The 14,340-nt window shown below is 63.3% G+C and carries 14 protein-coding genes; 5 read left to right on the top strand and 9 right to left on the bottom strand.

Annotation, left to right across the window (positions count from 1 at the left end; translation table 11 throughout):
- Positions 1-9: 9 nt before the first annotated feature.
- Both VFB05_RS27405 and VFB05_RS27400 read right to left on the bottom strand, forming a co-directional pair.
- Positions 10-2,883: an EAL domain-containing protein gene (locus VFB05_RS27405; protein ID WP_325018322.1), complete on the bottom strand. Its 2,874-nt coding sequence runs from the start codon at positions 2,881-2,883 to the stop codon at positions 10-12.
- A gap of 122 nt (positions 2,884-3,005) precedes the next feature.
- Positions 3,006-4,004 carry an NAD(P)H-quinone oxidoreductase gene (locus VFB05_RS27400; RefSeq protein ID WP_325018320.1) on the bottom strand — a complete coding sequence of 333 codons (999 nt, stop codon included), beginning with the start codon at positions 4,002-4,004 and terminating at the stop codon, positions 3,006-3,008.
- A gap of 102 nt (positions 4,005-4,106) precedes the next feature.
- Here VFB05_RS27400 and VFB05_RS27395 point away from each other — a divergent pair, with 102 nt between their 5' ends.
- A complete protein-coding gene (locus VFB05_RS27395; protein ID WP_325018317.1) occupies positions 4,107-4,298 on the top strand; it encodes a DUF1192 domain-containing protein in 192 nt (63 codons plus the stop codon).
- Positions 4,299-4,680: 382 nt separating this feature from the next.
- Complete coding sequence (locus VFB05_RS27390; RefSeq protein ID WP_325018315.1) at positions 4,681-5,193, top strand: DUF1465 family protein; 513 nt, start codon at positions 4,681-4,683, stop codon at positions 5,191-5,193.
- Between the two features lie 30 nt (positions 5,194-5,223).
- Here the strand turns inward: VFB05_RS27390 and VFB05_RS27385 are convergent, their stop codons facing one another.
- Both VFB05_RS27385 and rpmE read right to left on the bottom strand, forming a co-directional pair.
- Positions 5,224-5,871, bottom strand: a complete 648-nt coding sequence (locus VFB05_RS27385; RefSeq protein ID WP_325018313.1) for a hypothetical protein — start codon at positions 5,869-5,871, stop codon at positions 5,224-5,226.
- Between the two features lie 379 nt (positions 5,872-6,250).
- On the bottom strand, positions 6,251-6,478 hold the full coding sequence (gene rpmE / locus VFB05_RS27380) for a 50S ribosomal protein L31 (RefSeq protein ID WP_325018311.1): 228 nt from the start codon (positions 6,476-6,478) through the stop codon (positions 6,251-6,253).
- Between the two features lie 195 nt (positions 6,479-6,673).
- Here rpmE and VFB05_RS27375 point away from each other — a divergent pair, with 195 nt between their 5' ends.
- Positions 6,674-8,545, top strand: a complete 1,872-nt coding sequence (locus tag VFB05_RS27375) for an ABC transporter ATP-binding protein/permease (RefSeq protein ID WP_325018309.1) — start codon at positions 6,674-6,676, stop codon at positions 8,543-8,545.
- Positions 8,546-8,697: 152 nt separating this feature from the next.
- Here VFB05_RS27375 and VFB05_RS27370 read toward each other — a convergent pair whose 3' ends face one another.
- From VFB05_RS27370 to VFB05_RS27355, 4 genes are all read right to left on the bottom strand, one after another.
- On the bottom strand, positions 8,698-9,144 hold the full coding sequence (locus VFB05_RS27370; RefSeq protein WP_325018307.1) for a GNAT family N-acetyltransferase: 447 nt from the start codon (positions 9,142-9,144) through the stop codon (positions 8,698-8,700).
- A 122-nt stretch (positions 9,145-9,266) separates the two neighbouring features.
- On the bottom strand, positions 9,267-10,298 hold the full coding sequence (locus tag VFB05_RS27365; RefSeq protein ID WP_325018304.1) for a peptidoglycan -binding protein: 1,032 nt from the start codon (positions 10,296-10,298) through the stop codon (positions 9,267-9,269).
- A 139-nt stretch (positions 10,299-10,437) separates the two neighbouring features.
- Complete coding sequence (locus VFB05_RS27360; RefSeq protein ID WP_325018302.1) at positions 10,438-10,809, bottom strand: VOC family protein; 372 nt, start codon at positions 10,807-10,809, stop codon at positions 10,438-10,440.
- Between the two features lie 9 nt (positions 10,810-10,818).
- Entirely contained in the window at positions 10,819-11,805 is a 987-nt protein-coding gene (locus VFB05_RS27355) for a flagellar motor protein MotA (protein ID WP_325018300.1), read from the bottom strand.
- 197 nt (positions 11,806-12,002) lie between these two features.
- On the opposite strand from VFB05_RS27355, the gene VFB05_RS27350 reads away from it, so the two are divergent.
- Together VFB05_RS27350 and VFB05_RS27345 are read left to right on the top strand one after the other, a co-directional pair.
- Positions 12,003-12,824: a DUF1295 domain-containing protein gene (locus VFB05_RS27350; protein WP_325018298.1), complete on the top strand. Its 822-nt coding sequence runs from the start codon at positions 12,003-12,005 to the stop codon at positions 12,822-12,824.
- The gene (locus tag VFB05_RS27345) at positions 12,821-13,891 is read left to right on the top strand and encodes a cyclopropane-fatty-acyl-phospholipid synthase family protein (protein WP_325018296.1); all 1,071 of its coding nucleotides are present in this window, start codon (positions 12,821-12,823) and stop codon (positions 13,889-13,891) included. Before VFB05_RS27350 ends, VFB05_RS27345 begins: the two co-directional genes overlap by 4 nt.
- Here VFB05_RS27345 and VFB05_RS27340 read toward each other — a convergent pair.
- Complete coding sequence (locus VFB05_RS27340; RefSeq protein WP_325018294.1) at positions 13,861-14,319, bottom strand: peptidoglycan-binding domain-containing protein; 459 nt, start codon at positions 14,317-14,319, stop codon at positions 13,861-13,863. The genes VFB05_RS27345 and VFB05_RS27340 overlap by 31 nt on opposite strands.
- Positions 14,320-14,340 lie beyond the last annotated feature (21 nt).

The raw sequence follows: 14,340 nt of genomic DNA, 5'->3' as shown, positions 1-14,340 counted from the left end.
GGCCGCGAACTAGCTCGCAGCTTCCAGCCGGACTTCCGTCAAGAGCTTCATTGCGGCGTCGGCATCCATCGGCTCGCCGAAGGCAAAGCCTTGCGCATATTCGCAGCCGAGTTGATAGAGCTCGACGGCATCGGAATCGGTCTCGGCGCCTTCGGCGACCACGTCCATGCCGAGGTCGTGGGCCAGCGCAATGATCGATTTGAGGATCACTGGGCGCGTGCCGCGGCTCGTGGTGCGCACGAAGGACTGGTCGATCTTGATGGTGTCGAACGGGAAGCGTTGCAGGTAAGCCAACGACGAATGACCGGTGCCGAAATCGTCCAGTGACAGTCCGGTGCCGAGTTCGCGGATGCGCGTCAGCATTTGCGCCGCGTGCTCGGGATTTTCCATCACCAGCGATTCCGTGAGTTCGAGCTTCAATGTGCCGCGCGCGACCGAGGAGCGCGACAGCACGGTGCGGATATCGTGAATGAGATCGTGCCGCAACAGCTGGCGCGAGGAGACGTTGACGCTGGCAAAGATCGGCTCGCGCGAGCGCATCGCGCGCTGCCAGATCGCGAGCTGCCGCGCGGTGCGATCGAGCATGAAGGTACCGAGGTCGACGATCAGGCCGATTTCCTCGGCGATGGTGATGAATTCGACCGGCGACATTCGCCCGAGCTTGGGGTGGTCCCAGCGCGCCAGCGCCTCGAAGCCGGCGACCGAACGGTCTTCCAGCCGCACGATCGGCTGATAGAGGATGGTGATTTCCTCGCGCTCGATGGCACGTCGCAGCTCACTCTCCAGCGTCAGCCGGTCGGTCTTTCGCGCGCGCATCGCCGGCTTGTAGACGTCGATACGGTCGCCGCCGATCCGCTTGGAATGATACATCGCAAGCTCGGCATCCTTGATGATCTCATCGGTGAGCTGCGTTTGCGGATCAGGCAGCGCAAGTCCGATTGATGCGGTCAGGAAAATCTCGCGGTCGTTGAAGGCGATCGGCGCGCGGATGGTCTTGCGGATGGTTTCGGCAAAGGCGGTGATGCGCGCCGGGTCCTGTTCCGACATCAGGATCAGGCCGAACTGGTCGCCGGCGAGCCGCGCCAGCGTATCCTGCGGCTTGAGGATGCGGGTGAGACGGCGCGCGAGCGTCAGCAGGATGGAATCGCCGACCGCGATGCCGACGGAATCGTTCACCTGCTTGAAGCGATCGAGGTCGATCACCATCAGCGTCGGCCGCAGGTTCGGCATGGTCTTGGCGAAATTGGCGACCGCGTTGAGACGGTCCATGAACAATTTGCGGTTCGGCAGGCCGGTGAGATTGTCGTGGACCGAGTCATGGAGCATGCGCTCTTCGGCGTTCTTGGCCTCGGTGACGTCGGTCAGCGTGCCGACCACGCGGGAGACCTCGCCATCGGAGCCGACGACGGGACGCGCTTTCAGCGCGAACCACATGAAGTGCCCGTCGGGCGTGCGCAGGCGGAAGTCCTGCACCAGACGCCCGCGGCGCTGATCGAGCACGCTGTCGAGCGCTGCGCGGAAACGATCCTGGTCGAGCGGATGCAGCACCTCCAACCATTTTGCCGCCGGGCCTTCCAGCGTGCCGCGCTTCAGTCCCAGCAAGGTTTCGGTCTCGGGGCTGGTGAAGACCTTGTCGGAGGAGACATCCCAATCCCAGATCAGGTCGCCGGAGCCGGCGAGCGCGAGCGCGCGGCGCTCGACGTCGGACACGATGCCGGTGGTGGCGCCACCGCCGGCGAAGGCGTGCTGCATCACCGTGAAGCCGATCAGCATCACGATCAGGACCAGACCGCCGAGCAGGGCGGGACCGACAATGTCGTTGGTGACGGAGCCTGCGACCGTCATGCCGGCCGCGATCACCCAGACCACCAGCAGGAACCAGGTCGGGATCAGCAGCACCGCGCGATCGAAACCATGCGTCGAGAGATAGACGATCAGCGCAAAGCCGGCGAAGGCAATCATGACCAGCGACATGCGCGCGATGCCGGAGGCGACCGCGGGATCGAACAGCGCCAGTGCCACCAGCGAACCCAAAAACACCAGCCAGCCGACGGTGATGTGGGAATAGCGCACATGCCAGCGCGACAGATTGAGGTAGGCAAACAGAAATACCAGCAGCGTCGCCGCCAGGATCGCTTCGCCACCGGCGCGCCAGACCCGCTCGGCATTGTTCGACATGTCGAGCACCTTGCCCCAGAAGCCGAAGTCGACGCCGATATAGACCAGCACCGCCCAGGCGAGCGCGGCGGCGGCCGGGAACATGATCGAGCCCTTGACCACGAACAGGATGGTCAGCACCAGCGCGAGCAGGCCGGAGATGCCGATCACGATGCCCTGGTAGAGCGTGAAGGAGTTGACCTTGTCCTTGTAGGCGTCTGGCTCCCACAGATAGAGCTGCGGCAGCTTGTCGGTGCGCAGCTCCGCGACGTAGGTGACGACCGCGCCGGGATCGAGCGTGATGCGGAAGATGTCGGCGGTCGCGCTCTCCTGCCGATCGGGGCGATCGCCGGTCGACGGCGTGATGGTGGCGATGCGCGACAGCCCGAGATCGGGCCACAGCAATCCCGACGACACGATGCGATAGTGAGGCGCGACGATGAGACGATCGAGCTGGTCGTCGGTGTTGTTGGCGAGCGCGAACACCACCCAGTTCTGGCCGCCTTCTCGCGCCCGCACTTCGATGCGACGGACGATGCCGTCAGGGCCGGGCGCGGTCGAGACCTGGATGCGATCAGTGTCGCTGTGCGGATGCTCCAGCACGGCCGTCAGGTCGATGGCGGACACGTCGCCGCGGACGCTGACCGCGTCGACAGCCCACGCCGGCGTGGCCGCAACCATCATGAGGCCCAGCGCATACGCTGCCAGGCACCTGATCAGACGCAATGTCGGTTCTCCGAAGTCAGCAGCACGATTCGCGGGCGAGGCCGAGCGCCCGGCGCGTCAGGATAGATGACACGAATGCGAAGGAAATCAAAGGGTTTCCGCCGCCCGATCGCTCGCGAGCGTTAAAGCGCCAACACAATTTTGCCAATATGTGCACTGGTCTCCATACGCCGGTGCGCATCCGCCGCTTTCTCCAGCGGGAAAGTGCTGTCCATCAGGGGTTTGATGCGGCCTTCGCACAGCAGCGGCATCACCTTGGCCTCGATGGCGGCGACCATGGCGGCCTTATCCGCATTACTACGGGGGCGAAGTGTCGAGCCGGTGTGATGCAACCGTTTCACCATCAGCTTTGCGATGTTGGTCGATATCTTGGCGCCGCCAAGCGTTGCGATCTGCACGATGCGCCCGTCGGCCGCAGCGGCGTCGTAATTGCGTTCGACGTAATCGCCGCCGACCATGTCGAGAATGAGGTTGGGTCCGCTTCCCGACGTGAGTGATTTCGAAACGGCGACGAAGTCTTCGGTCTTGTAGTTGATGGCATGATCGGCGCCGAGCTTGAGGCAGGCATCGGCCTTGTCTTTCGCTCCGACGGTGACGATCACCTTCGCACCAAAGGCTTTGGACAACTGGATCGCCATGGTGCCGATGCCGGACGAGCCGCCATGAATCAGGATCGTTTCGCCCGCCTTGAGCCCGCCGCGTTCGAACACGTTGTGCCACACCGTCATCAGCGTTTCCGGCGTGGCGCCGGCCTCGAGGATCGACAGCGAGGCGGGGACCGCCATCGCCTGCGCGTCCTGCGCGACGCAATATTGGGCGTAGCCGCCGCCGGCCACGAGCGACATGACCTTGTCGCCAACCTTGTGCTTGTGACTGCCGGCGCCAAGCGCGACCACCTCGCCCGCGACTTCAAGTCCGGGCAGGTCGCTCGCACCGGGCGGCGGCGGATAGGAACCGGAGCGCTGCGCCACGTCGGGCCGGTTGACGCCGGCGGCCGCGACCTTGATGAGGATTTCGCCTGGCCCCGGCGCAGGAACGGCGCGGGTCTCTGGCAGCAACACTTCCGGGCCGCCGGGCTTGCTGATTGCGACGACGGTCATTTGCGAAGGGACTTTTTCCATGATTTGTCCTTGGCCAGACGTTAGAATTTCCGGGAAACGGACCTCTGATTAGCCAGCGGCCTTCACCCTGGCAACCGGTCACCTCAGTGAGGAGTAACGCGCATGGCAAGCGAAGATGACGACCGGCCGCGAAAGAAAGTCACCCACGAGATCGGGCAGGACCTCTCGCTGCTCTCGGTCGAGGAACTGAACGACCGGATCGCGCTGCTCACATCCGAGATCGAGCGCCTGCAGGCGGCGGCAACGAAGAAGCGTGCCTCCAAGGACGCCGCCAACAGCTTCTTCAAGTCGTAGGTGAAGAACTGGCACTCGGCCACTGACCGACATGGCAAACAATCTCTAAAAAAATTCGTTCGTTTACGGTTGATTAAGCTTTCCCAGGTATGACTTGCAGCGTCCTCTTTGGACACCGAGTGGCTCCTGTCCACTCTGTTTGACGCCTCCCTGTTATCAACTTCAAAAGCCGCCGGAAACGGCGGCTCTTTTTTTCGTATCTTCCGGGACATAGCGCGACAATCTAAAGTCCCAGAAACACTCGTAAATGTTTTGGTTGAGGTTGCTGGAAACCATAATTTGCATTGCGGCTGGACTATCACAGGCGCGTGCGCAATGATTTGTTCATCATAATTTTCCGGCCGTAAGAGCCGCGGTGAACAGTTGCGTGAGGCGTTCAGAGATGTCGGACCGGTCGCAAGGCGAAACCCCGCTTGTCCAGTTCAGCGAGCGGCTGACCAATTCGGCGGCATTCGGCACCCTGTTTCGCGAAGGCATGGACCTGGTTGAGGAGACCGCCGCCTATCTCGACGGCGCCGGCCGCTCTGAGGCCAAGGCGCTCGAGCGTTCCGTCAGTCTGACCTACGCCACCGAAAGCATGCGGCTGACCACCCGGTTGATGCAGCTCGCGTCATGGCTGCTCCTGCATCGCGCGGTCAAGGAAGGCGAAATGACCTTGACCCAGGCCAACCGCGAAAAGACCAAGGTCAAGCTCTCGGCCGCCGATCCCGGCCCGAGCGAGATGATCGAAAAGCTGCCCCAGCATTTGCAGGACCTGATCGTCCGTTCGATGGCGTTGCAAGGTAAGGTACGGCGGCTCGATTCCACGATCCACGCCGGTCCCACCGAGCGCGCGCCGATCGGCAATCCGCTGGTGCCGCAGCTCAACCGCCTCAAGGCGGCGTTCGAGCAATAGCCGCGCTTTGCCGGGAGGCGCTCGGCAAGATTATGCCTGCGGCGCAAAGCGCCGCAGGACGAGGTGGGTCGGGATAAAAGCGAGAAGCGGAAGACCGATCATCAGGCCAGCGAGCCACACCAGCGGCAGCACAAAATTCTGCGGGCTCGCGTCACTCGTGCCGAAGACATAGTTGATGTTGACTGGCGTAAGGCCAGCGTTCGGCTGTGGTCCCGGCATTACGAAATAGCAGACCAGCAGCAAGGCCCAGGCCAGTATTGTCCAGGCGAGAAGCGAGCGCTGCTCATAACCGACTTTCCAGACCAGGAACATGAGCAAGAATGGCAGCCAGCCGTGAAACCCGGACAAGAAACGCAGGAAGAAAGAGTGATCCGCGATAAACATGTAATCGGTCATGCCGGTGAGCGAGAAGCCGGCAACATGCGCGAGAAAATCGATGACCCAGATGATTTGCGGCACCAGGATTCCGATCGCGCACATCGAGATGAGGAGGGCGCTTTCGGTCCAGATTCCGAACAGCGTGAGAAGCAAGCTCACGTCGCAGAAATAAAGAAAGTTCGTTGGGCCGTACCAGTAAAGATAGGTCGGCACCAGCACTGCCATGAAGGCGCTGAAACCGACTTTCACGCCGAGAGGAATGCGAGCGGACTGATCAAGAGCTGCAGCAGTTACGGACATCGCCAAAACCTCATGGATGAGGGTGGGTCGTTAAATTTGAACAATGTTCATTTATCTGGAAGCAGGTCAGTTTGCAAGTCGCAATCGATGGGCTGTGGAAGCCTTGCGAACCGCGGTTAATGCGCGCTGAACGGAATTGCCGACCTATGTCGGGTGATCGGGGATCACGGCCGCCCTCCGGGGCGTCATGTCCGCTTGGGAATTGCTAAACGAGGTGCCAGCACAAGCCCGCATGGGCAATTGCGCGGATTCGCGCCGAGCCCGCTGTCGGGCGTGCATTCACGCGCCGTTGGCTTGGTCGGAAAATGACCGCCAAACAAAAACGCCCCGCTCAAAGCGGGGCGTTTTGTATTCGGCGCAGCGACGCGCCTGAAAGGCTTCAATCCTTCTTGAGGAAGCCGGAAAACTTCTTCTGGAACCGGGAGACGCGGCCGCCGCGGTCCATCAGCTGCTGGGCGCCGCCGGTCCAGGCCGGGTGCGACTTGGGGTCGATATCAAGGTTCAGCTTGTCGCCTTCCTTGCCCCAGGTGGAGCGGGTCTGGTACTCGGTGCCGTCGGTCATCACGACCGTAATCGTATGATAATTCGGGTGAATTTCCGCTTTCATAGCAGGTCCTTCGGCGCGCCGGCGCCTGTATCTCGTTGTTACGGTGTCGGATTTGGTCGGGTCTATAACGCAAGCGGCCCCTTAAAACAAGCGCGCGGGCTACCGGATTTGAGGCCGCTCATCGGGCATCTCGCGGATTTGCCAGGTGGGCCTATGCGGCCTATCTGGGGATGGGAAAACGGGTGATCTATATTCATGAGCGCAGTGGAACGGCTTGAAGACCGGGGCGGTCAAACCACGCCTGAAAATAGGGCTGCGACCGGCAGCGCGCTCGAGCCGGCCGGACAAATCGAGGCTGCTCTGACTTCGCCACCCGCGGAGCGCAGCGCGCGGCTGCGTCCGCTGCTCGCGCTCGCGCCTTACGTGGCGCGCTATCGCGGGCGCGCCACGCTTGCCTTCATCTCGCTGACGGTTGCGGCGATCACCACGCTGGTCGTGCCGGTCGCGGTGCGGCGCATGATCGACTTCGGCTTCACGCCGGAAGGCATCGCCCGCATCAACAGTTACTTCAGCGTCATGATTGCCGTGGTCGGCGTGCTGGCGCTCGCCAGCGCCTCGCGCTTCTACCTCGTTATGACCATCGGCGAGCGCATCGTCGCGGATCTGAGACGTGATGTGTTCGCGCATCTGATGTCGCTGTCGCCGGCCTTCTTCGATTCCTCGCGCAGCGGCGAACTGATCTCGCGCCTCACCGCCGATACCACCCAGATCAAATCGGCCGTCGGCGCCTCAGTGTCGATTGCGCTGCGCAACGTCATGCTGTTCATCGGCGCGACCGCAATGATGGTGGTCACGAGCCCAAGACTGTCCGGTCTCGTGCTGCTTGCCATTCCCGTCGTCGTGCTGCCGCTGATGGCGTTCGGGCGCTGGGTTCGGCGATTGTCGCGCAATGCTCAGGACACGCTGGCGGACGCCAGCGCCTATGCGTCCGAGTTGGTCGGTGCGATCCGCACCGTGCAGGCCTATACCGGCGAACGGATCGCCAATACGCGCTTCACCGGCGAGGTCGAACAGGCCTATGGCGCGGCCCGCTCGTCGACCCGCGCGCGTGCCGTGTTGACCGCAATTGTCATCTTCATCGTCTTCACCAGTGTCGTCGCGATTCTCTGGATCGGGTCGAATGACGTCGAGGCCGGCCTGATCAGTCCGGGCCGGCTCGGTCAGTTCGTTCTCTACACGGCCTTTGCGGCGAGCGGCCTCGGCCAGCTCAGCGAAGTCTGGGGCGAGGTCTCCGCGGCGTCAGGTGCCGCCGAGCGGCTGTTCGAAATCCTGCGGGTCAAGTCGGAGATTACGGCGCCGGCTTCGCCGCGTCCGCTACCCGAGCCCGCGCGCGGCGACGTCAGCTTTGAAAATATCAGCTTCGCCTATCCGATGCGCCCCGGCATCTCGGCTGTCGACGGCGTTTCGTTCTCGGTGCGCGCCGGCGAGAAGGTCGCGATCGTCGGCCCGTCGGGTGCAGGCAAGAGCACGCTGTTTCATCTGCTGCTCCGCTTCTACGATCCGGCTTCCGGAACGATTTCGGTCGATGGCGTTCCCATTCGCGCGGCTGATCCCACCGAAGTGCGCAAGCGGATTGCGCTGGTGCCGCAGGACCCCATGGTGTTCGCGGCGAGCGCGCGCGACAACATCCGCTTCGGCCGGCCCGAGGCGAGCGATGCGGAGGTCGAACGCGCCGCCGATCTCGCCCATGCCTCCGAATTCTTGCGCCGGTTGCCCGGCGGGCTCGACGCACAGCTCGGCGAGCGCGGCGTAACGCTCTCGGGCGGCCAGCGCCAGCGCATCGCGATCGCGCGCGCCATCCTGCGCGATGCGCCGCTGCTCCTGCTCGACGAGGCAACATCCGCGCTCGACGCTGAATCCGAGACGCTGGTGCAGACCGCGCTGGAAGAGTTGATGAGCCACCGCACCACGCTGGTGATCGCGCACCGCCTCGCCACGGTCCTCTCCTGCGACCGCATCCTGGTGATGGAGCAGGGCCGGATTGTCGAGCAAGGCACCCACGCGTCGCTCGTCGCCGCAGGCGGGCTGTATGCGCGGCTGGCGCGGTTGCAGTTCGAGGGGGCGTAGCTCTTGGCCCTCTCCCCTTGTGGGAGAGGGTGCCCGAGCGTAGCGAGGGCGGGTGAGGGGTGGCTTCGAACGCAACCAAAACCCCTCACCCGGTTTCTCACTCCGTTCGAAACCACCCTCTCCCACAAGGGGAGAGGGTAAGACGTAGCAACTCACGCCCGCCACACCATCTTCAACACCGGCCGGCCCGAAGTCGGGTTCACATCCTTGCCGGCATGCGCGAAGCCGTTGCGTTCGTAGAAGCGGATAGCGCGCGCGTTATCCTCATTGACCAAGAGGGTGATGGAATCGGGAGACAGGCGCTTGGCCTCGTTGACCAGCATATCCGCGAGCTTCGAGCCCCAGAGGTCGGGCGCGACCACGAGCTGGTCGAGATAGGCCTCATCATCGACGGTCACGAAGCCGACCATGGCGCCGGCTTCTTCCGCGACGATGATCGCAGCCTTCGGCACCAGTTCGTTGCGCCAGCGTTCGCGCCACCACGGCACGCGCGCGGCAAAATCGAGCGAAGGATAGGCTTGCTTCCAGGTCGCAAGCCACAGCGCGATCGCGGCGTCTTCGTCCTCGGGGCGATAGGGACGGAGGGTGAGGGGAGGCAACTGCTCACTCCGTCGTCATGCCCGGCCTTGTGCCGGGCATCCACGTCTTCCTTTGCAGCCCAAGGCGTGGATGGCCGGGACAGGCCCGGCCATGACGACTGAGCTTGTTGCGTGGTGCCACGCTACTTCTCCGTCAGCTTCAACTCGATACGGCGGTTGCGCCGGTACGCCTCCTCGGTGTTGCCGGTGTCGAGCGGCTGAAACTCGGCAAAGCCGGCCGCGACCAGCCGTTGTGCGGGGACGCCGAGCGAGACCAGGTATTGCACCACCGATATCGCGCGCGCTGATGATAGCTCCCAGTTCGACTTGAACTGGGGACTGTTGGTGATCGGCCGCACGTCGGTGTGGCCGTCGACCCGTAGCACCCAGGCGATTTCGCTGGGGATCTGCTTGTCGAGGTCGGTCAGGGCGCTTGCGACCTTGTCGAGTTCGGATTTGCCTTCGGGCAACAGCGTCGCCTGCCCGGTATCGAAAAACACTTCGGACTGGAACACGAAGCGGTCGCCGACGATCCTGATGTCCGGCCGGTTGCCGAGAATGGCCCGCAAGCGTCCGAAGAACTCGGAGCGATAACGCGACAATTCCTGGACGCGCTGGGCCAGCGCGACGTTCAATCTCTGGCCGAGATCGGCGATGCGGCTTTGCGATTCCTTGTCGCGCTTCTCGGACGCCTGCAAGGCCTCTTCCAGCGCGGCGAGCTGCCGTCGCAGCGCGCTGATCTGCTGGTTCAGCACCTCGATCTGCGCCAGCGCACGCGAGGAGACCTGCTTTTCGGAATCGAGCGCCTTGTTGAGTTCGCCGGTGCGGCTCGCCGCATCGCTGCCCGCGTTCGCAAGACCTTCATAGAGTCCCTTGACGCGATCGCGTTCGCCCTCGGCCGTCGCCAATCCGGCGCGCACCTGCGAAAGCTGGTCCTTGAGATTGACCTCGCCGAGCTTTTCCATCGACAGCATGTCGTTCAGTTCGGCGATCTTGGCGTTGAGTTGCTCCAGCGCCTTGTCCTTGCCGGTCACCTCCTGGGACAGGAAGAACTGCACCACCAGAAACACCGAGAGCAGGAACACGATCGACAGCACCAGCGTCGATAGCGCATCGACAAAGCCGGGCCAGTAGTTGAAGGCGCTTTCGCTGCGCCGCGCGCGGGCAAGGGCCATCAGCAATCTCCATTCTCTCGTGTCCCGGACGCGGGTGCAGCGTTCTTCACGCGGCATCGCAGATCCGGGACCTGTTGCCGTGGACCCCCGGATCAGCGGCACATCATTTCATGATGCGCCGCATCCGGGGCACGGCGAACTATTTCTCCGGCAGGTGACAGACGGCCTCGATGTTGTGACCGTCGGGATCGAGCACGAAAGCGCCGTAGTAGTTCGCATGGTAGTGCTGGCGAAGGCCCGGCCGGCCGTTGTCCGTCGCCCCGGCCGCGATCGCCTCCTCGTAAAACCGGTCGACGGTCGCGCGATCTTTCGCGGTCAAGGCGATGTGCGCGCCGGACTGCGAGCTGGGCCGCGTCCCGATCCAGAAAAAAGCCTTCGGATCGACGCCATAGCCGGCAAAGCGCCCAGCCTCCGCATAAAGCCGCGCGATTCCCAAGGGGGCTAACGCGCGATCGTAGAATGTCTTCGATCGCTCGAGATCGCTGACGCCAAGCGTGACGTGATCCAGCATCCTGCGTGCTCAACTCTTCTCTTTCTGGCGGGCGAGGCGTTCGAGCAGTTTTTTGATCTCGCGGTTCTGCTCGCCCTGGCCATCGGCCCATTCGCGGATCATCTGTTGCTCGGTGCGCATATGGGTGACGAGGCCCTGGATCGCTTCGGCGAGGCTTGCCATGGCCGTGGTCGTGGCTTTGCCGCCGCCGCCCTCTTCCATCGACGCGCGCAGCCGCTCCAGTGCGGCCTGGAGATCGCCGCCCGCTCCGCCCTCGCTCGAATAGCCGCGCACGGTCGTCGCCAGCCAGTCCTCGAGGTCGGTATAGAAGCGGTTTTGCGCCTGGCTCGATTGCAGGTCGAGAAAGCCCAGGATCAGCGATCCGGCGAGACCAAACAGCGAGGACGAAAACGAAATGCCCATGCCGCCGAGCGGCGCGGCCAGACCTTCCTTGAGGGTGTCGAACAGGGCGCCGGCATCGCCGCCGACCTTCAGCCCGTCGATCACCTTGCCGACCGAGCCCACGGTCTCGATCAGGCCCCAGAAGGTGCCGAGCAGGCCAAGAAAGACGAGCAGCCCGGTCATGTAGCGGGAAATATCGCGCGCCTCGTCGAGGCGGGTGGCGATGGAATCGAGCAGATGCCGCATGGTCTGCTGCGAGATGGTGATGCGCCCCGAACGCTCGCCGCCGAGGATGGCCGCCATGGGCGCGAGCAGCGTCGGATTGCGCGTGAGCGCCAGGCCCGGATCGGCGATGCGGAAATTATTGACCCAGGAGACCTCCGGATAAAGGCGGACCACCTGGCGGAAGGACAGGATGATGCCGACCAGAAGCACGAGGCCGATCAGCGCGTTGAGGCCAGGATTGGCGAAGAATGCGGCGACAATCTGCTTGTAGAGCACGACTGCAATCAGCGCGCACAGCACCAGAAAGACCAGCATCCGCACCAGGAAGATCCGCGGCGGGGCGAGCTTTGTGAATTCAAGCTCCATCGCGGAGCGGGACGAGTTGGCCATTTCTCAAGGTCATCCGTTGCGAGAGGCCCCACTATGGCACAGCGAGGCAGAGATAAAAGGCCGGTTGCGGCGCGGGGAGAGCTTGAGGCGGGAACTTCCGCGTGAAACCTCAAGCGGACCTTCCACGTATTTTTGGCAAAGCTTCGGCAGGACAGGCATTTAATGCGACAGGCGGTTAACGGGACAGGCGGCTTGCAATGTCCGTGACTTCATTCCTCGGGGCGCTGGCGGCCGCCTCGCTTTCCATCCTGATGATGGGCGCCTGGGTCGTGCAACAGCGCACCGGCAATTCCGGCTGGGTCGATACCATCTGGACATTTTCGGTCGGTCTGGTCGGCGCCACCGGCGCGCTCTGGCCGATTGAAGCCGGCGGACCGAATGCGCGGCAATGGCTTGTGGCCGCCCTTGTCACAGCCTGGTCGCTGCGGCTTGGCGTCCACATCGCGACCCGGACCGCAAACATATCGGACGATTCGCGCTATGCGGCATTTGCGGAAGAATGGGGTGCAGGCGCGCCGCGCCGGATGTTTTTATTCCTGCAAAATCAAGCCCTGGGGTCGATCCCGCTGGTGTTTGCGATCTTTGTCGCCGCACATGCCCCGTCGCCCGATCTGCGGCTGCAGGATTATCTCGGCGTGCTGGTGCTGCTTGTCGGTATCCTCGGCGAAGCGGTTGCCGATGCCCAGTTCAAGCGGTTCAGGCAGCGTCCAGGCAGCCAAGGCCAGGTTTGCGACATCGGCCTGTGGCACTGGTCGCGGCATCCGAACTACTTTTTCGAATGGCTGGGCTGGCTCGCATACCCCGTCATCGCGATCTCGGCGGATCATGTTTGGGGCTGGGCCGCGTTGCTGGCGCCGGCGTTCATGTACTGGATCCTGGTCCATGTCACCGGCATCCCGCCGCTGGAAACGCAGATGCTCAAGTCGCGGGGCGACCGCTATCGCGACTATCAGTCGCGCACCAGCACCTTCTTCCCGCTGCCGCCGCGCGAAACAGGAGCAAAGGGAGGGGCCGGGTGAGTATCACGTCCGAGGTTATCGGCTTTGCCGAGCGGGTGCCGCTGCCGGATCTTCTGATCCGCACCGCTATCCACCAGCTCTGCTCGCGTACCGCAGCGCGGCTTTCCGCCGGAAATATCAAAAGCGATGCCGCATTCGCGCAGGCGATGGCGGCTCGGGCCATAGCCGAACATACGGACGCGGCGAACACCCAGCATTACGAGGTGCCAGCTGCGTTCTTCGGGCGTGTGCTCGGGCCGAACCGCAAGTATTCGTCGTGCTTCTATCCCGCGCCCAATGCGACGTTGCAGGAAGCCGAGGAAGAGGCGCTGCGCCAGACCGCCGAGCATGCCGATCTCGCCGACGGGCAATCGATCCTCGAGCTCGGTTGCGGCTGGGGTTCGCTGTCGCTCTGGATGGCGCAGCGATTTCCCCATGCCAGAATAGTTGCGGTCTCCAACTCCCATTCGCAGCGCATGCATATCCAAAGCGAGGCGGCCGCGCGCGGGCTGGTGAACCTGTCGGTCATCACGGCCGACATGAACGGATTCGATCCGGTGCGCTCCTTCGACCGCATCGTGTCGGTGGAAATGTTCGAGCACATAATGAACTGGCGCGAACTTCTTACTCGCATGCGGTCGTGGCTTAAGCCGGAAGGCCGCTTCTTCATGCACATCTTTACCCACCGCTCCGGCGCCTATCTGTTCGACCGCAACGACAAGGACGACTGGATCGCGCAGCATTTCTTCACCGGCGGCGTGATGCCGAGCCATCAGCTGATCCGGCAATATGCCGATCTGTTTGAAGTCGAGCGGGAGTGGCGCTGGAGCGGCGAGCATTACAAGCGCACGGCGCTCGACTGGCTCGCCAATTTCGATCGCCATGCCGGCGAGATCGAAACCATTTTACGCGCCGCATATAAGGAGGAGACAGCGCTTTGGATGCGGCGCTGGCGCTGGTTCTTCCTCGCCACCTCCGGCCTGTTCGGCTTTTCGGGCGGCGACGAATGGGGCGTCAGCCACTACCGGATGAAGGCCGCGCAGGTTTCGAATGTCGTTTACCGGCCGAGTATTCCGCCCACGACGTGACCGATCGCCCCGATCGGACCGCCGATCCCGCGCGACCGGCGGCCGCGGCTACGATGCTCGGATCGGCTGGCCTCCACCGCTGCTGCGCTTTCGCTCAAGAGCGCCTGATGCTGCGCGGTGTTGAGAAAGCCGCTCTTGGGATAGCCGTGCTGCTCCTGCCAGCGCGAGATAGCATCGCGGGTTGCGTCGTCGAACTTTCCGTTGGCCTTGGTATCGTAGCCAAGCTTGGTGAGCCGGCGCTGCACATCGCGGCGCTTGGTCCTGGTCAGGCCGATCTGATCTTCGCTTTGCTGGGTGGCTTCGTCGGTCAGCGACGCCGGTTCGACGGATGCCGTCGTCGCTCGAGGGGTCTCGCTCAAGCCGGCTTTGGCGGAGGGTGCGCAGGCTGCGATCGCCAGGATCAACAGCACGGGAATCGCGGCGCGCATGGGACATTTACCTGATGTTGG

This window comes from Bradyrhizobium sp. (assembly GCF_035652035.1).
In the GTDB taxonomy this organism is placed as follows: Bacteria; Pseudomonadota; Alphaproteobacteria; order Rhizobiales; family Xanthobacteraceae; genus Bradyrhizobium.
Note: the sequence above shows the minus strand (reverse complement) of the source record. Positions and strands in the feature narration are given on the sequence as shown.

What these genes read in the sequence shown, in the direction of transcription:
- VFB05_RS27400 (WP_325018320.1), bottom strand. Translation starts at nt 4,004, where the DNA reads ATGGAAAAAGTCCCTTCGCAAATGACCGTCGTCGCAATCAGCAAGCCC.
- VFB05_RS27395 (WP_325018317.1), top strand. Translation starts at nt 4,107, where the DNA reads ATGGCAAGCGAAGATGACGACCGGCCGCGAAAGAAAGTCACCCACGAG.
- VFB05_RS27390 (WP_325018315.1), top strand. Translation starts at nt 4,681, where the DNA reads ATGTCGGACCGGTCGCAAGGCGAAACCCCGCTTGTCCAGTTCAGCGAG.
- VFB05_RS27385 (WP_325018313.1), bottom strand. Translation starts at nt 5,871, where the DNA reads ATGTCCGTAACTGCTGCAGCTCTTGATCAGTCCGCTCGCATTCCTCTC.
- rpmE (WP_325018311.1), bottom strand. Translation starts at nt 6,478, where the DNA reads ATGAAAGCGGAAATTCACCCGAATTATCATACGATTACGGTCGTGATG.
- VFB05_RS27375 (WP_325018309.1), top strand. Translation starts at nt 6,674, where the DNA reads ATGAGCGCAGTGGAACGGCTTGAAGACCGGGGCGGTCAAACCACGCCT.
- VFB05_RS27365 (WP_325018304.1), bottom strand. Translation starts at nt 10,298, where the DNA reads ATGGCCCTTGCCCGCGCGCGGCGCAGCGAAAGCGCCTTCAACTACTGG.
- VFB05_RS27360 (WP_325018302.1), bottom strand. Translation starts at nt 10,809, where the DNA reads ATGCTGGATCACGTCACGCTTGGCGTCAGCGATCTCGAGCGATCGAAG.
- VFB05_RS27355 (WP_325018300.1), bottom strand. Translation starts at nt 11,805, where the DNA reads ATGGCCAACTCGTCCCGCTCCGCGATGGAGCTTGAATTCACAAAGCTC.
- VFB05_RS27350 (WP_325018298.1), top strand. Translation starts at nt 12,003, where the DNA reads ATGTCCGTGACTTCATTCCTCGGGGCGCTGGCGGCCGCCTCGCTTTCC.
- VFB05_RS27340 (WP_325018294.1), bottom strand. Translation starts at nt 14,319, where the DNA reads ATGCGCGCCGCGATTCCCGTGCTGTTGATCCTGGCGATCGCAGCCTGC.